The 13,684-nt window shown below is 69.8% G+C and carries 15 protein-coding genes; 6 read left to right on the forward strand and 9 right to left on the reverse strand.

Features of this window, described 5'->3' with window-relative positions:
* Nucleotide 1: 1 nt before the first annotated feature.
* From ACYVF5_RS05690 to ACYVF5_RS05700, 3 genes are all read right to left on the reverse strand, one after another.
* A complete protein-coding gene (locus tag ACYVF5_RS05690) occupies nucleotides 2-586 on the reverse strand; it encodes a DUF308 domain-containing protein (protein ID WP_460944215.1) in 585 nt (194 codons plus the stop codon).
* 210 nt (nucleotides 587-796) lie between these two features.
* Complete coding sequence (locus tag ACYVF5_RS05695; RefSeq protein ID WP_460944217.1) at nucleotides 797-1,432, reverse strand: TetR/AcrR family transcriptional regulator; 636 nt, start codon at nucleotides 1,430-1,432, stop codon at nucleotides 797-799.
* A gap of 36 nt (nucleotides 1,433-1,468) precedes the next feature.
* Nucleotides 1,469-2,923: an aldehyde dehydrogenase family protein gene (locus ACYVF5_RS05700; protein ID WP_460944219.1), complete on the reverse strand. Its 1,455-nt coding sequence runs from the start codon at nucleotides 2,921-2,923 to the stop codon at nucleotides 1,469-1,471.
* A 92-nt stretch (nucleotides 2,924-3,015) separates the two neighbouring features.
* On the opposite strand from ACYVF5_RS05700, the gene ACYVF5_RS05705 reads away from it, so the two are divergent.
* Nucleotides 3,016-3,699, forward strand: coding sequence for a type 1 glutamine amidotransferase domain-containing protein (locus ACYVF5_RS05705; RefSeq protein WP_460944221.1), 684 nt, complete (start codon nucleotides 3,016-3,018; stop codon nucleotides 3,697-3,699).
* A gap of 99 nt (nucleotides 3,700-3,798) precedes the next feature.
* Here the strand turns inward: ACYVF5_RS05705 and ACYVF5_RS05710 are convergent, their stop codons facing one another.
* The 6 genes from ACYVF5_RS05710 to ACYVF5_RS05735 all read right to left on the reverse strand — a co-directional run bounded on the left by ACYVF5_RS05710 (nucleotide 3,799) and on the right by ACYVF5_RS05735 (nucleotide 7,250).
* Nucleotides 3,799-4,380, reverse strand: coding sequence for a recombinase family protein (locus ACYVF5_RS05710; RefSeq protein WP_460944223.1), 582 nt, complete (start codon nucleotides 4,378-4,380; stop codon nucleotides 3,799-3,801).
* A 228-nt stretch (nucleotides 4,381-4,608) separates the two neighbouring features.
* Nucleotides 4,609-5,226 carry a hypothetical protein gene (locus ACYVF5_RS05715; protein WP_460944225.1) on the reverse strand — a complete coding sequence of 206 codons (618 nt, stop codon included), beginning with the start codon at nucleotides 5,224-5,226 and terminating at the stop codon, nucleotides 4,609-4,611.
* 23 nt (nucleotides 5,227-5,249) lie between these two features.
* The gene (locus tag ACYVF5_RS05720; protein ID WP_460944227.1) at nucleotides 5,250-5,822 is read right to left on the reverse strand and encodes a hypothetical protein; all 573 of its coding nucleotides are present in this window, start codon (nucleotides 5,820-5,822) and stop codon (nucleotides 5,250-5,252) included.
* Nucleotides 5,809-6,357: a hypothetical protein gene (locus tag ACYVF5_RS05725; RefSeq protein WP_460944229.1), complete on the reverse strand. Its 549-nt coding sequence runs from the start codon at nucleotides 6,355-6,357 to the stop codon at nucleotides 5,809-5,811. Before ACYVF5_RS05725 ends, ACYVF5_RS05720 begins: the two co-directional genes overlap by 14 nt.
* Nucleotides 6,357-7,058, reverse strand: coding sequence for a hypothetical protein (locus ACYVF5_RS05730; protein ID WP_460944230.1), 702 nt, complete (start codon nucleotides 7,056-7,058; stop codon nucleotides 6,357-6,359). The genes ACYVF5_RS05725 and ACYVF5_RS05730 overlap by 1 nt, the downstream gene beginning before the upstream one ends.
* A gap of 3 nt (nucleotides 7,059-7,061) precedes the next feature.
* The gene (locus ACYVF5_RS05735) at nucleotides 7,062-7,250 is read right to left on the reverse strand and encodes a hypothetical protein (protein WP_460944232.1); all 189 of its coding nucleotides are present in this window, start codon (nucleotides 7,248-7,250) and stop codon (nucleotides 7,062-7,064) included.
* A 114-nt stretch (nucleotides 7,251-7,364) separates the two neighbouring features.
* Between ACYVF5_RS05735 and ACYVF5_RS05740 the strand changes: the two genes are divergently transcribed.
* The 5 genes from ACYVF5_RS05740 (at nucleotide 7,365) to mobF (ending at nucleotide 13,648) form a co-directional block, all read left to right on the forward strand.
* Nucleotides 7,365-7,583: a hypothetical protein gene (locus ACYVF5_RS05740; RefSeq protein ID WP_460944234.1), complete on the forward strand. Its 219-nt coding sequence runs from the start codon at nucleotides 7,365-7,367 to the stop codon at nucleotides 7,581-7,583.
* Between the two features lie 4 nt (nucleotides 7,584-7,587).
* A complete protein-coding gene (locus ACYVF5_RS05745; protein ID WP_460944236.1) occupies nucleotides 7,588-9,063 on the forward strand; it encodes a type IV secretory system conjugative DNA transfer family protein in 1,476 nt (491 codons plus the stop codon).
* Between the two features lie 38 nt (nucleotides 9,064-9,101).
* A complete protein-coding gene (locus ACYVF5_RS05750; protein ID WP_460944238.1) occupies nucleotides 9,102-9,608 on the forward strand; it encodes a hypothetical protein in 507 nt (168 codons plus the stop codon).
* A gap of 98 nt (nucleotides 9,609-9,706) precedes the next feature.
* Complete coding sequence (locus ACYVF5_RS05755) at nucleotides 9,707-9,829, forward strand: hypothetical protein (RefSeq protein WP_460944240.1); 123 nt, start codon at nucleotides 9,707-9,709, stop codon at nucleotides 9,827-9,829.
* A 285-nt stretch (nucleotides 9,830-10,114) separates the two neighbouring features.
* Complete coding sequence (mobF, locus tag ACYVF5_RS05760) at nucleotides 10,115-13,648, forward strand: MobF family relaxase (protein WP_460944242.1); 3,534 nt, start codon at nucleotides 10,115-10,117, stop codon at nucleotides 13,646-13,648.
* Nucleotides 13,649-13,684 lie beyond the last annotated feature (36 nt).

Consider the following 13,684-nt stretch of genomic DNA (forward strand, 5'->3'; position numbering starts at 1 on the left):
CTCAGGACGCGCGCTCTCGCTGATCGCGCGTGAGCACGAGCCGGATGATCGTGATGAGTCCGACAGTGATGAAGCACGCCGCGCTGACGGTGAGCAGGTGACCGAACGTTTCGATCGGGAGAGCGAAGACGACGACAGCTGCGGCCACGGATACGATCCCGGTCACGATCGCGGTGCGCCGCTCGGGCCCCTTGTCCAGGAGGCGCGCAAGCCCAGCGCAGGCAGCAGCATCGACGATGAGGCCGATCGACACGAGGCTGTCGATCATGGCGAAGCTGCGGTACGGATTGTTCAGGCACAGGACGCCGATCGCGACCACTCCTATACCGAGCGCACCCACGATGACGCGCATGCCCCGGGTGCTCGCTGCGTCGAACGCCGTCGCAGCTCGACCGATGCCGGTGGAGACGAAATAGACGCCGATGATCAGCGAAACGGCGTTCTCTCGATACTGAGGGAAGACGAGTCCGGCGAGACCGATGAGGATCGCCATGCCGGAGGCCCACCACGCCCAGCGCCGAGTGATCCGTCGCACCTCGTCCTCGGTGCTCTCATCGGCAGGATTCGACGATGTGCTGGATGCCATGTGAATGCCGCTCCTTTCGAGGGGCGAACGGAGGCGTGCGTTCCGACAACTGAGGACCGGGAGTGCCGACCCCTCCTACATTTGTAGAGTTTACACCGCCTTGCGAATCACATGAAGCATGAAGTCCTGCATATGGCGAAGCAAAGTACCGGCACCATGACGCAGTCCGGCTCTCTCCGCGCCCTTACGCCACCCAGGCAGGCTCCCGGCTCAGCCCGGGGCGGGGAGAGCCATCAGCACCTGCAAGATCATGTCCACCTCGGCGTCGATGGTCGAGGCGGGCGGCGGCATTGGGGCCAGGGCGTGTCGGAGCAGGCCTCCGCCGGCGATGAGGAGGCCCAGGAGCGCCGCCGTGTCCTCCTGCGGGGGAGCGATCTCTCCGCGGTCAGCGGCGCGGTCGAGGATGGCTCGCATCCTCTGGGTGGTGGCCTCGAGCACCTCCGTGTGGAGGATGCCTCGCAGCTGGGTGTCGTGGGCGGACTCGGCGAGCAGGGCGATTACGGCGGTGCCCGTGCGGGCGAAGAGGTGCTGCTTGAGGGTGATCAGCGCGTGCAGGTCGCCGCGGAGGGTTCCGGTGTCGAGGGAGTCGAGCGCGCCGTGGGCGATGGTGCGCGCGAGGTCGGCGATGAGCGCCTGCTTGGTTGGCCAGCGGCGGTACAGGCTGGCGGTCGAAGCGCCGACGTGCTTGGCGACGGCCGACGTCGTCAGCGCACGGTAGCCGCGGGTGGTGAGCAGGTCGAGGGCGGCGTCGATGAATCGCGCCTGCAGATGCGGGTCCGCGGGCCGGCCACGGGAGCCGGTCGGGGTCGCAGGGTCCTGCTGCGCGGGTTCGGCATTGGCGGGCATGGTGGGTGGTCTCGCTACTTCCCGTGAGTGATTTCGTCAGCCGCGCCGCTGCAGCCGCCCCAGCAGACGGCTGATGCGGGCATGGGTGCCGGGGTTGAGCAGACGAAGCGTGTCCGGCACGCGTGGCTTGGTGAGTACTGGCTTGAAGTGGGAGAAGGTGCGGATGGAATCGTAGCCGTGGTAGGCACCCATGCCGCTGGCACCGACTCCGCCGAACGGCAGCGTCCCGGCCCCGACGTGGATCAGAGCGGCATGGTTGAGCACCGCGCCGGAGGACGTCTCCTGTTCGAACAGACGGCGCGTCTGCGCGCAGTCGCTGAACACGTACAGTGCGAGCGGCTTGTCCCAGCCGTTAATGACCCGCACCGCCTCCTGGGGAGAGTCCACGACGATGATCGGGAGGATGGGGCCGAAGACCTCCTCGCGCAGCAGCCCGTGCGGCGCGTCGGGACCGACGGCGGCCGGGGTGGAGAAGGGGAAGGTGATCACGGTGGGCGCGATGTACAGATCCTCGCGGTCGTGCTGCCCGCCGATCTCGATCGTGCCTTCGTCCAGATATCCGGCGAGCCGGTCGAAGTGCCGCTCGCTGACGATGCGGCCGTAGTCGCCGCTCGCGGCGGGGTCGCGGCCCCAGAGCTCCTCGATCGCGCCGCGCATCGCCTCCACGAGGGCGGGGACCCGGTCCGGGGTGGTCATCACGTAGTCCGGGGCGACGCACGTCTGGCCGGCGTTGGTGAACTTCGCCCACGCCAGGCGGCGTGCCGCGTCCGCCAGGTGCGCCTCGTCGTCGAACCACACCGGGGACTTGCCGCCCAGTTCCAGCGTGACCGGGGTGAGATGCCGGGCGGCTGCGCTCATCACGATCCGCCCGACGCGGCCCGAGCCGGTGAAGATGATGTGGTCGAAGCGCTCCTCCAGGACTCGCTCGGCGACCTCGACGTCTCCCAGCACCACCTGCACGGCACCGCCGGGGAAGTACGCCGGCACCAGCTCGGCCAGCAGCTCCGACGTGCGCGGGGACTCCGGGCTGGGCTTGATCACCGCCGTGTTGCCTGCTGCGAGCACGCCCACCAGCGGATCCAGGGTGAGCTGGAGCGGGTAGTTCCACGGGGACATGATCAGCACCACCCCGAGCGGCTCGGGCACCATGCGGGCCGACGCGGGCCACAGGACGATCGGTGTCGAGGCGCGCCGCGGGGACGTCCACGCCGACAGGTGCCGCGCGACGTGGGATATCTCGCCGAGGACCGTGTCGATCTCGGTGATCCCGGCCTCGCGTGCGCTCTTGCGCAGGTCTGCGTGCAGCGCGCCCTCCAGCCGAGCACGGTTCTCGACGATCAGGCGACGCAGCGCGTCGAGATGCTCCCGCCGTGCTGCACGGGAACGGGTGGCACCGGACTCGAAGACGCTGCGGGCATGGGCGACGAGGGCGGAGACGTCGGGCGCACGAGAATCGACGGGCGACGGCGACGTGAGGTTGCGTGTCGGCATGGGCCCAGGCTACGGTCTATACGATACGAAATCAAGTCGTTTCGTATATCCGATACCTGTCCACCGCCAATTCCGAAGCGAGGCTCCTGCCCATGATCCGTCGCGTCCTGCATGTCGTGACCAACGTCGGTCATTACGACGACCAGTCCCATCCCACGGGGTTGTGGCTCTCCGAGCTCGCGCACGCCTGGGAGGTGTTCGCTGATCACGGCTTCGAGCAGATGATCGTCAGCCCTCTGGGCGGGAGATCGCCGCTGGAACCGCGTTCGCTGAAGTTCCCGAACTTCGACAAGAGCGCCAAGGCCTGGCACCGCGACCCGGGACGGATGGCGCTGCTCGAGACCACGCTCAGCCCCGACCAGGTCGATGCGGCCGACTACGACGCGATCTACTTCACCGGCGGCCATGCTGTGATGTACGACTTCCCCGATTCCGAGGGCCTGCAGCGCGTCACCCGCGAGATCTGGGAGCAGGGCAGCATTGTCTCCTCGGTATGCCACGGCTACTGCGGACTGCTCAACACGCGGCTGTCCGACGGCTCCCTCCTCGTCGCCGGCAAGCGCATCACCGGCTTTGCCTGGCAGGAGGAAGTCCTGGCCAGGGTCGCCGAGCTCGTCCCGTACAACGCCGAGGAGGAGATGAAGGCGCGCGGTGCGGTCTACGAGAAGGCGAAGCTCCCCTTCGTTTCTTACGCTGTCACCGACGGGAACCTCGTCACGGGCCAGAATCCGGGATCGGCCAGGAGGACCGCGCAACGGGTGGCGGCACTGGTGTAGCGCACCCCTGCGATCAAGAACCGCGGGCCGACGTCGAGGTCGCCGGGATTGACTCTACCCAGATGCCTCGCCTGCGCCGTCGTCATCAGTCGGGGTCGATCAGCTCACACTCTTCTCCGCGTCGGCGACCACGCGGTAGACCGTCTGGCGGCTCACGCCGAACATCGCGCCGATCCCGCGCGGGGAATGCTCGCCCTCCTGGTGGAGTCGCAGCACCTGTCGCTTCTGCGCCGGCGACAGCTTCGGTGCGCGCCCGGTCATCTTCGCTCGGCGCTCCGGCACGGCCAGCGCCTCCTTGGTCCGCGCGGAGATGAGATCGCGCTCGAACTCGGCGAACAGCCCCAGCATGCCGAAGAAGAGCTTGTCCATGGGGTCGGTCGGGTCGTAGGGCTTGCCGCCCAGCGAGAGCGTGATGCCCCGCGCCTCGAGGTCCTTGGCGATGTCCCCGAGGTCGCGCGCCGAGCGGCCGAGACGGTCGAGCTTCGTCACCACGAACGCGTCGCCGGGGCGGAGCGCCTTGAGCGCGCTCTCCAGCCCGGGCCGGTTCCGGTTCTTGCCGGACAGACCCTCGTCGAAGTACAAGTGCTCGGGCTCGACGCCGAGGCGGGCGAGCTGCTCGCGCTGCGCCTCGAGGTCCTGCTCGTCGGTGCTGACCCGCGCGTATCCGATCTTCGTGCTCATATCTTCAACCTCCACTGAGAACTTCTCTGGACACCACTTCTGGACACGCAGGACCCCTCCTGAGCGCTCTGCTCGGAGGGGTCCGCGAGATGGTCGTCATCTGGACAGTCAGATCGCTCCGACCATCAGCGCCGCGACGCCGAGCACCAGCGCTGCCAGCATGGCGACCACGGCGGCGGTCCCTGCTGCTCGCCAGCGGCGCGGCACGGCGTGCTCGTCGTTCATCGGTCAGATCACGAACCGCAGGATCGCTTCGCCCGTGTCGCCGCACACCCCGACGTACCGATCGATCTCGATGTCGTGGTGCGTCGAGGCGATGTCACCGCTGTTGTCGAGGGTGCGCTCGGTGATCACGAGCGACTCCGTCGCGCTGCGGGACATCCGCATCGGCGACTCGCCCTCCCACGTGACCGTCCACTCGCCCTCGTCCTCGCCCGGGGTCAGCGACCCGACCCCCGCGCCGGGCAGGCCGCCCGCGGAGTCGGTGGTGCCGAGGCACGTGTACCTGCGGTACTCGAGCGTGCCCGCAGCCTCGTCGACGGTCCATACCTCCAGGAGCGGGGAGAAGTCCTGGATGGTGCGGATGTACACCACCGCAGTCTCGGACTCCGGGGCGAGCACCACCTCGACGGTCTCCCGCTCGTCCTCGCTCTCCCCGTCGTCCGACGGCTTCGGCTCGGTGGTCTCCTCGGGCTGGGTCTCCTCGCCCTCGGCGCTCGGCTCGGAGGGCTGGGTCGACTCCGTGGTCACGGTAGGCGAAGTGCCGCCCTCATCCTCGCCCCACTGGACCGAAACGCATCCGGTGAGCGCCAGCGTCGCCGCGGCGACCACGGTGGCGGCGGGCATGAGCTTCTCCTTGAACATGTCGATCACTTCCCCCTCTTGCTGTTGTGCAGCGTGCGGATCCACGCCCAGATCTGCTCCTGCGCGAGGACCGCCGCGCCGAAGAGCAGGCCGAACCCCGCCGCCATCCACAGGGAAGACATGAGGCCGAATGCGAAGGCGACGCCCGCGCGCAGGATCAGGAAGCCGGCGGTCTGCCCGGCGGCGAAGACCAGCAGCCTCGGCATGGAGCTGTTTGCGATCGCGGCCTGGATCTCGTCGTAGATCCGCCGGATGGTGGACTTGGTGAACGCGAGATCGTCGTTCTGCTTCTCCGGGAGTCGCAGGATGCCCGCCTTGAACGCCAGCGTGACCAGCGTCATCAGGAACATCGACAGACCGGTGGCCACGACCTCCCGGAGGGGGCCGAGCGAGAGCTGGTAGCCGAAGCAGGCGATGGCCAGCGACACCATGAGGGTGATGAGGACGCTCCACACCCGGCTGCTGTCGAGCTTGATGGAGTTGTGGACGTGGACCTCGGGCTGCGGATCACGGCTCGTGTGGAAGTGCGTCTCGGACGGTCGGCGCTCCACGCCCTGCTCGTTCTCAGCGGTGGTCATGGCTGCGCTCCTTGATGATGATGTGCTTGTTCTCCTCGGGGCCCAGGGCGTCTGCGATGCGGCCCTGGAGGCGGTCGACGGATCCGGCGAGCGAGTACCTGATGCGCTCCGCCGCCTCCCGGACGGCTCCGCGGGCGAGGGCCCAGTCGCTCATCGACTCGCGGTGGGCGATGTGGTCGAGGACGTCGGCGTCGAGCTCGCCGTACCAGGCGTCGGCCTCTGCCAGGCGCTCGTCGTCGTCATGGCGGTGCTCCTCGATCCACGCCGCCACCTCGGCGGCCGGCACCTCGCGCGGCACGAAGAAGTCGTGGTCATACCCGCCGCAGATGCAGCGCCCCCGCGACGACGTCCGGTTCGGGTGCGCGTCGCAGTGCGCGTCGTAGTACTTCACCCGTCCGCAGCAGCCGGAGACCCGGCGCACGCGATGGGTCGCCAGCGGGTTCCGCCGCGGAGCCCACCACGGCGTGTCCAGGTGATGGCACCGCTCGGGGAGCCCGAGCGGTCCGCGCAGCGGCGTGGTCGTGTTCGCGTTCATCAGTCCTTCTCCTTCTCCGGCTCCGCGTACGGCGTGAGCCGGACCTTGTCCTTGGCGGCGGTCTTGGCGAACTCGCCGGTCTTCCTGTCCTTCTGCGGGGTGAGCACCCGGTCGGCGTCGGCCTTCACCGCGAGCCACCCGCACTCCACGGACCACCAGGCCGCGAAGAGGAGCGCGAGGGTGCCCTGGACCCACACGGTCTGCAGGACGAACCGCGTCGGCTGCTCGACCTCGACGACGAGGTGCGGGCCCGCCTGGACCGAGAGGGCCGCGGACGGGTCGGGCCCGACGGCGAACCAGCCGAGGACCCCGAGAACCGCTCCGGCGACGGCGTACGGCCACCAGCGGATCGGGCCCCACGCCGCGGTCCTGGACCACCAGAGCCCGTAGAGCCCGAGGCCGACGACCATCGCCGGCCCGACCGTCACGGCGACGGCACCCGCCTTGATCGCGGTCCAGACCGTCCAGCCGATCTCCGCCTTGAACCCGTCGCCGCCGTGCTTCGGGTGCGAGGACCGGTACCACCAGCCCGGCGTCGGGTCGTGGGGCTTGCCGCCCTCCGCCTTGCCGGTGGTCGAGGCCCGGCCGGCCCGCGCCGCCCGCTTGGCGAGCTGCTCCGCCCGGCGACGCCGGCCGGTGTGCTCCTTGGATCGGTCGTACAGCCAGTCGCTGCGGCGGTCCTCCCAGTGGTGCGAGGTCACGGTTCAGCCCTCCATCGAGGCGAGGCAGGCGTCGAGCCCCGCGGAGTCGATGGAGCCGCCGGCGTGCTCGATGCACGCCCGGACGGCCTCGAGCTGCTTCTCCTCGGCCATCTCGTTCGACCAGGAGCCGCCGACGACGACGCCCGCGATGAAGATGACGGCGAAGACCACCAGTCCAGCGATGAGCTTCATGTCGATGCCCCCTGTCTCTCTCCCGCGAAGGTGCCGCAGGTTCTTTCTCGATGGTACGTAGTCTAGTAAACTCGCAACTACTACACAACCAGCAAGAGTGAAGGAGTGGAGAGCATGAACGGCACGGAGTTGGATGCACGGCAGATGGTCTCGATGACCACGGCGGGACGGCAGCGCCTTCGGACGACCGCCGTCGGCCAGGACATCGGCCACGGGGCCTTCGCCCGCGTCCTCATCGACGCGGCGCTGGACGAGCTCGAGACCGACCCGGGCTTCGCCGAGCGCGTGGCCGAGGGCGTCGAGGCGGAGCGAGAGCGCTACAGGAGGGGATGACGCGATGAGCTGGATGGACGCGGTCGCGGCCTTCTTCATGGGGGCCGGCGACGAGGGGCCGAGGGAGCTCCCACGCCTGGCGAGGGCTGAGCGGCAGGTCGAGCTCGGCGACAGCCCCTACGTGGGCGTGCTGCTGCACGACCAGCCGGACGAGCCGGACAGCCTCAACATCAACGCCGGCCGCCGCGCCGGGGACCTGGCGCTCGGAGGGCCACACACGCTCTGCGTGGCTCGCACTGGATCGGGCAAGTCCCGCGCCGTCGCCGCTCAGAACATCCTCCTGGCCGGGGCGCGGCCCGTCATCGCGATGTCGGCCAAGGGCGACCTCGCGGAGCTGACGATCGAGAAGCGCGCCGAGCAGGGGCCCGTGTACCTGATGGACCTGTCCGGCCGCGTGCGCGAGAGCGAGCTGCAGGGCGTCGACGTCACGCGCGTCGTCTCCGATCCGTGCGCCCTGGTCTCCGACGACGACTCGGCCCTGCTCGTCTCGAGCCTGCTGCACCAGATGGGCACGCTCGGGGCCGGCGGCTCCGGTGAGATCAGCGGCGACTCCGCGCGGTGGACGGCGCTGGCGACCCCGCCGCTGGCGGGCTTCCTCCGCGCGGGAGGGTGGCTCACCGACCCCGACACCGGGGAGCGGACGTGGGGAGGCGGCATCCGCTGGGTGCTCGCCGCGCTCGACGTCTTCGAGCGGGAGAAGGACGAGGACCCCGAGAAGGCGGACGCGCCGTGCTGGGACAACGCGGCCAACCGGATCGACACGTGCACCGACTCGCGCTTCGCGCAGGCGCTCCAGGCCGTCCAGGCCATGGCCCCCGAGCAGCGGGACTCGATCGCCATCAACGTGCGCAACGCGCTCTTCCCGTTCCAGCTCTCGACGGTGGCAGGCGACGGCACCGAGCCGCCGTTCACGCCGGAGCTGCTCGAGGAGCGGGGCACGACCCTGTACCTCGTGACGCCGGGGCGCGGCATCAGCCCGGGAGCGGCGGCCGCCGTGCTCGAGCAGACGATCACCCATTGGATGGACCACCCGGAGAAGGGCCTCCGGACGCTCACGCTCGTGCTCGACGAGATGGCGACCGGAGCGCGGCTGCCGACGCTTTCCGAGGTGGTCAACCTCGGACGCGGCGCGGGCATCAGGATCATCGGCTTCGTCCAGTCGCTGTCCCAGCTGAAGCTCTGGGGCGAGGTGCCCGGCGAGATCCTCAAGGACGCATGGCCGTCCATTCTGCTGTTCCCCTCCGCCGCGGGCTCGAAGGAGGTCCTCGAGGCCGCGGCGTGGACCGCCGGAGAGGACCAGCGGACCGCCGCCTCCACCGACTCCCTCGGGCGCGCCTCGCGTTCGAGCGAGAAGGCGGACCGCTTCACCGGCGCGGACCTGCTGGCCCCGCGGCGCGGACAGGCACGCCTCGTCACAGACGGCACGCCGGGCGTGCTCGTCCGCCTCCCCGACCTCGAGCAGACCAGCCTGCTCGACTGACCGACCCCGACCACCACGCAGCACCCGAGAAGGAGAAGATGACGATGGCCCTCTACAGGAAGCCCAGCCCCACGCTCGAGAGGATCCGCAAGCAGCAGGAGGAGCTCGCTGCCCAGCTCAAGGCCGCCGAGCGGGAGGAGAGGGAGGAGCAGCGCAGGATCCGGGACGCGGGCAAGCGCGCCGGCGAGTCCTACGCCGAGGTCGTCCTGCCGCTGTATGACCTGCTCGGCGTCGAGCCGGAGCACACGACCAAGCGCACGACCGACGAGCGCGGCGAGATCGAGGTGACCACCGACCCCAAGGAGCGGATCCGCGCCGCTCGCGTCCTCACGATGCTGGAGGAGATCATCGAGCACGCGGACAAGGGGCTGATCGAGCGCCTCCGGCGCGAGGACGCGGCGGGGCGCGAGGAGCGGCGCAGGGAGCGCGAGGCCGCCCGTGCGACGAAGGCCGACGCTGACGAGCCCGAGGACGATCCCGACGAGCCCGAGGGCAGTGACGAGGCCGTGCGGAGCAGTGCCCCGTACGAGGCCATGATCGCGTAGTCGCCCACGCCCCACCAGGACCCCGGTCACCATCGTGGCCGGGGTCCCGCTCTGTCCGGGCCTCGAGAGGGACTGCGTTACCGGAAGGGCGGGCGGACTTGGAGCGACAGGGACTGCTGTGGAGACCAGCGGAGATCGTCGACTGCCTGCCAGGAGGTGAGAGCCAGGAGGGCATGCAGAAGGCCTGGGAGTGGGAGTGGAAGAAGAGGGTGAAGACCTGAGGAAGTGAGCATCCCTGAAGGAGTGAGGGCTGATGGGTGTGAAGAGGAAGAGGGTGAGGACCTGAGGGAGAGAGGACCCTGCCTAGCCCTGGAGAGAGGGAGGACTGTGATGAAGAGAGGAAGGGGAAGCGCGTAAACTACAGCTTCGCTGTAGTCAGCCGTCTGGTACAGTGGACACCACGCGGCGTCCATCGTCCGCTGGGCCTCTTCGCACCATGACCCGCATCGGCCCGAGCCCGTAGAGGTTGAGGATCACGGCTCTCCGTTCCATCGGAGGGCATGGTCATGGCCGGCGGCTTCAAGGCGTTCAGGGCGGCGAGCCCGAAGGCCGGAGACGTGCGCGCGGCCTCGGGCAAGGCGTCCGACTACCTCCTTGAGCGCGACGCCGCTCGCCTGGACGACTACTACGCCGAAGGCGAGGACCGGGCGATCCAGCATGTCGTCCTCCATCGGTCCCAGGACGGCGGCAAGGCCAGCGTCGACGAGTCGACCTTCTCGAGCGACGAGTTCCGCGCCTGGATCGAGCACACCGACCCCGCCACCGGCGAGAAGCGCGGTGGCTTCCGGACGCACAAGTACGTCAACGGTGAAGGTGAGGAGGTCACCGGCAGCACGCCGCTGTACCACGAGAAGGTCGTCACCGCGAGTAAGTCCCTCAGTATCGCGGCCGCATCGGACCCGAGGATCGCAGAGGCGCTCGAGAACGCCCAGGCGCGCGCGGTCGTGAGGGCCGCCGAGGCGATGGAGCATCACGCGGTCACGCGCATGGGGCCGCAGAACGCGCAGTACCAGGTGCGTCTCGACCGCGTGGAGTGCACCAGCGTCCAGCACAAGACCTCGCGATCGGGCGATCCGCACTTCCACCGCCACATGCAGGTCCTGCCCAAGGGATACGCCGAGGGGAAGTGGCGCAGCTTCCACGGGACCGTGCTCTACCGGCTGTCCGACCGCATGAACGCCGCCGCCGACCTCGCGATGGCGCGCGACGAGGAGCTCCGCCAGGCGATCGCGGACGCCGGCTACACGTGGGCGCCCAGCGAGAACGGAGGCGGAGTCGTCCTCGAGTTCGAGCCCTTCGTCGACGACTTCTCCCAGCGCCGCGCCGCCATCGATCAGGAGCGCGAGTCGCTGGAGGCCCAGTGGCGGACCGAGCACCCCGACGAGGATCCCGGACCGCGCCTGAAGAGGTCCTGGGACCAGCTCGGTTGGGCGAAGACCCGCCCAGAGAAGTCGCGCAAGAGCGACGTGCTCGCCGAGGACGCGCAGGGCCAGACCACGAACGTCGCGCTCATCGAGCGCGATGAGGTCGCCGCGCGGATCCCCACCGTTGCACCGCGGAACGTCGCACGGGTCGTCGCGGCGCAGACGGTCGACCAGATCGATCCTCGGGCGATCGCAGAGGGCGCGCTGGTCGACCTCGCGCAGCGCCGCTCGGCGTGGTCGCCGGCGGACCTGCACGCAGCGATCGATCGACGCCTGGCCATGACGTACCTGGTCGGCGACGACGGCGTCGACGAGCTGCACGAGCAGGCACTGCAGGCGGCGCAGGGCGAGACGGTCAGCTTCCTGGACGACGGTGTTCAGATCGAGGGGGTGAGGCACCTGACCGCCAAGGCCGTCGTGAAGACCGAGAACGACCTGACCGACGCGCTCACCAGGCGTGCGGAGCGGTCGGGAGAGGACGGGCTGGTCGAGGCGGACCGCGGAGCATTCTCGCTGACCGAGGGACAGGCAGCGGCGGCGCGAGGAATCACGGGCAACCACGCGCTGGTCGTAGTCGAAGGAGCGGCCGGCAGCGGCAAGACCAGCATGCTCGCGGCCGCGAACGAGCAGCTGAAGCTCGACGGCCGCCGGCTCGTCTCGGTGTCCCCGACGAAGCGCGGCGCTGAGGAGATGGCCCAGGCCGTGAAGGGCAAGGGCAACTCGGTTCACTCGATGCTGGTCCGCGCCGGGGCATCGTTCGACGAGACCGGGCGGTGGACGCTGCCGACGCAGTGGAAGCCGCAGCCGCGCGAGTTCGCGATGGACGAGGACACCGTGGTCGTCGTCGACGAGTGCGGCATGCTCGACCAGGAGACCGCGGCGGCGCTGCACAGGTACGTCGACGACCAGGGCGTGGGAAGCCTCGTGCTCATGGGGGACACGCGCCAGCTCTCCGCGGTCGGACGCGGCGGCTACCTGGCCAAGGCCGCGGGGATCGCGCGGCAGACCCACGACTTGCAGGACGTCCAGCGCTTTCGCACCAAGGACACCGGCGAGACCGACAAGGTCTACGCTGCGGCGTCCCTGAAGCTGCGCGAGCGCGAGGAGGTCGAGGAGTTCTTCGAACTGCTCGCCTCGCGCGGAGCCGTGCGCACGGGCACCTCGGACGAGGTGATCGGCCGGGTCGCGGAGACGATGGCCCTCGAGATCGCGGTGCGCCAGGAGACCTCGGTCGCCGTGGCGTCCACCAACGCGACGGCGCAGCAGATCAACTTCGCGGTCTACGACCGGCTGGTCGCCGCCGACGTCATCGACGCCTCCCGCGTCGTCAAGGGCCGCGACGGGGACCCGATCGCCCGCGGTGCGCGCGTGGCGACGAGGCTGAACGACCGCGACCTCAAGGTCGCGAACAGGCAGACGTGGACGGTGGAGCGGGTCAACGAGGACGGCCGGGTCGTCGTCAGGAACGAGAGCACCGGGCACCGGAGCACGCTCGGCCCCCGGTACGTCCAGGACCACCTCCAGCTGGCCTACGCGGTGACCACGCATGGGTCGCAGGGCATGACCGTCGACCACGCGGACTTCCTGCTCTCCGAGCAGGCCGACGCGGCTGCGGCGTACGTGGCGCTCACCCGCGGACGCCACAGCAACACGCTGCACGCGGTGGCGGTGGACATGGACGACGCCCGTGACCAGTTCGTCGCGGCTGTCGACCGCGAGGGCGCGGACCAGGGTCTGGACGCGGCCAAGAAGCAGGTGCAGCGCGACGTCGCCGGCCTCGCCCAGTCGTCCCGGTTCGATGACGTCCTGCAGGACATCGACATGTCGTGGCTGGATCAGTACCGGAGCGCGTCGAAGCGCCAGGGGGAGCCCGCGAGGAGGCAGTCCTCTGCGACGCCCGCTCGGAAGCGCGCTGCAGCGCCGGAGCCCGCTGCCCAGGCGTCCGTCGCCCCGGTGCCGGTCGAGACCGTGGCCGAGCGCCGTGCGCGGATCGAGGCCCACGTCGCGGAGCTCGGAGAGCGGGCTGCCCAGGAGGCTAGGGACAGCGCGCAGAGGATCGCCGCAGAGCGCGCTGCGGAGGACGAGCGCCTCGCGGGCGACGGCTGGATCGAGGACCCGGACGAGCCGGGGACTCTGCGGAGGAAGGAGGAGACCGAGGACAGCCCTCAGGCCGTGCTCGAGAAGGCCGACGCCGAGCTGCAGCGCATCGGCGAGCAGCACCCGAACGAGCTGGCCGTCATCACCCAGAACATCAAGGAGGGAAATCAGCTCCGCTCGCCCGGTGCCTCATCGGAGGCGATCGACGCGAAGGTCCGGAAGGAGCTGCGCGTGCTGGCGTACGTCGGACGGCTCGACGAGGACGTCCGAGAGATGGAATCGGCTGCGGGGTACTCGCGGCAGCTCCAGCAGGGTCCGCGCGGGGACTCGGTCGAGGCTGCCCGGTCGGGGACGGCGCACGCTGCGCACCCTGCCGAGACGACCCCTGAGGAGAAGAGCAGGCCGCAGTCGGAGAAGGCCCGACGGCTCGCCGCGGCCCAGGCCAGGAACCGCAGCGCCCGGGAGCACAGCAGGGCGAAGGACAGCGACGGCCAGGGCTTCGGCCTTGGCGGAAGGTGAGCGACGGTCGACCGACCGCCGCCGACGAGGAAGGAA

The organism is Okibacterium endophyticum, assembly GCF_054780075.1.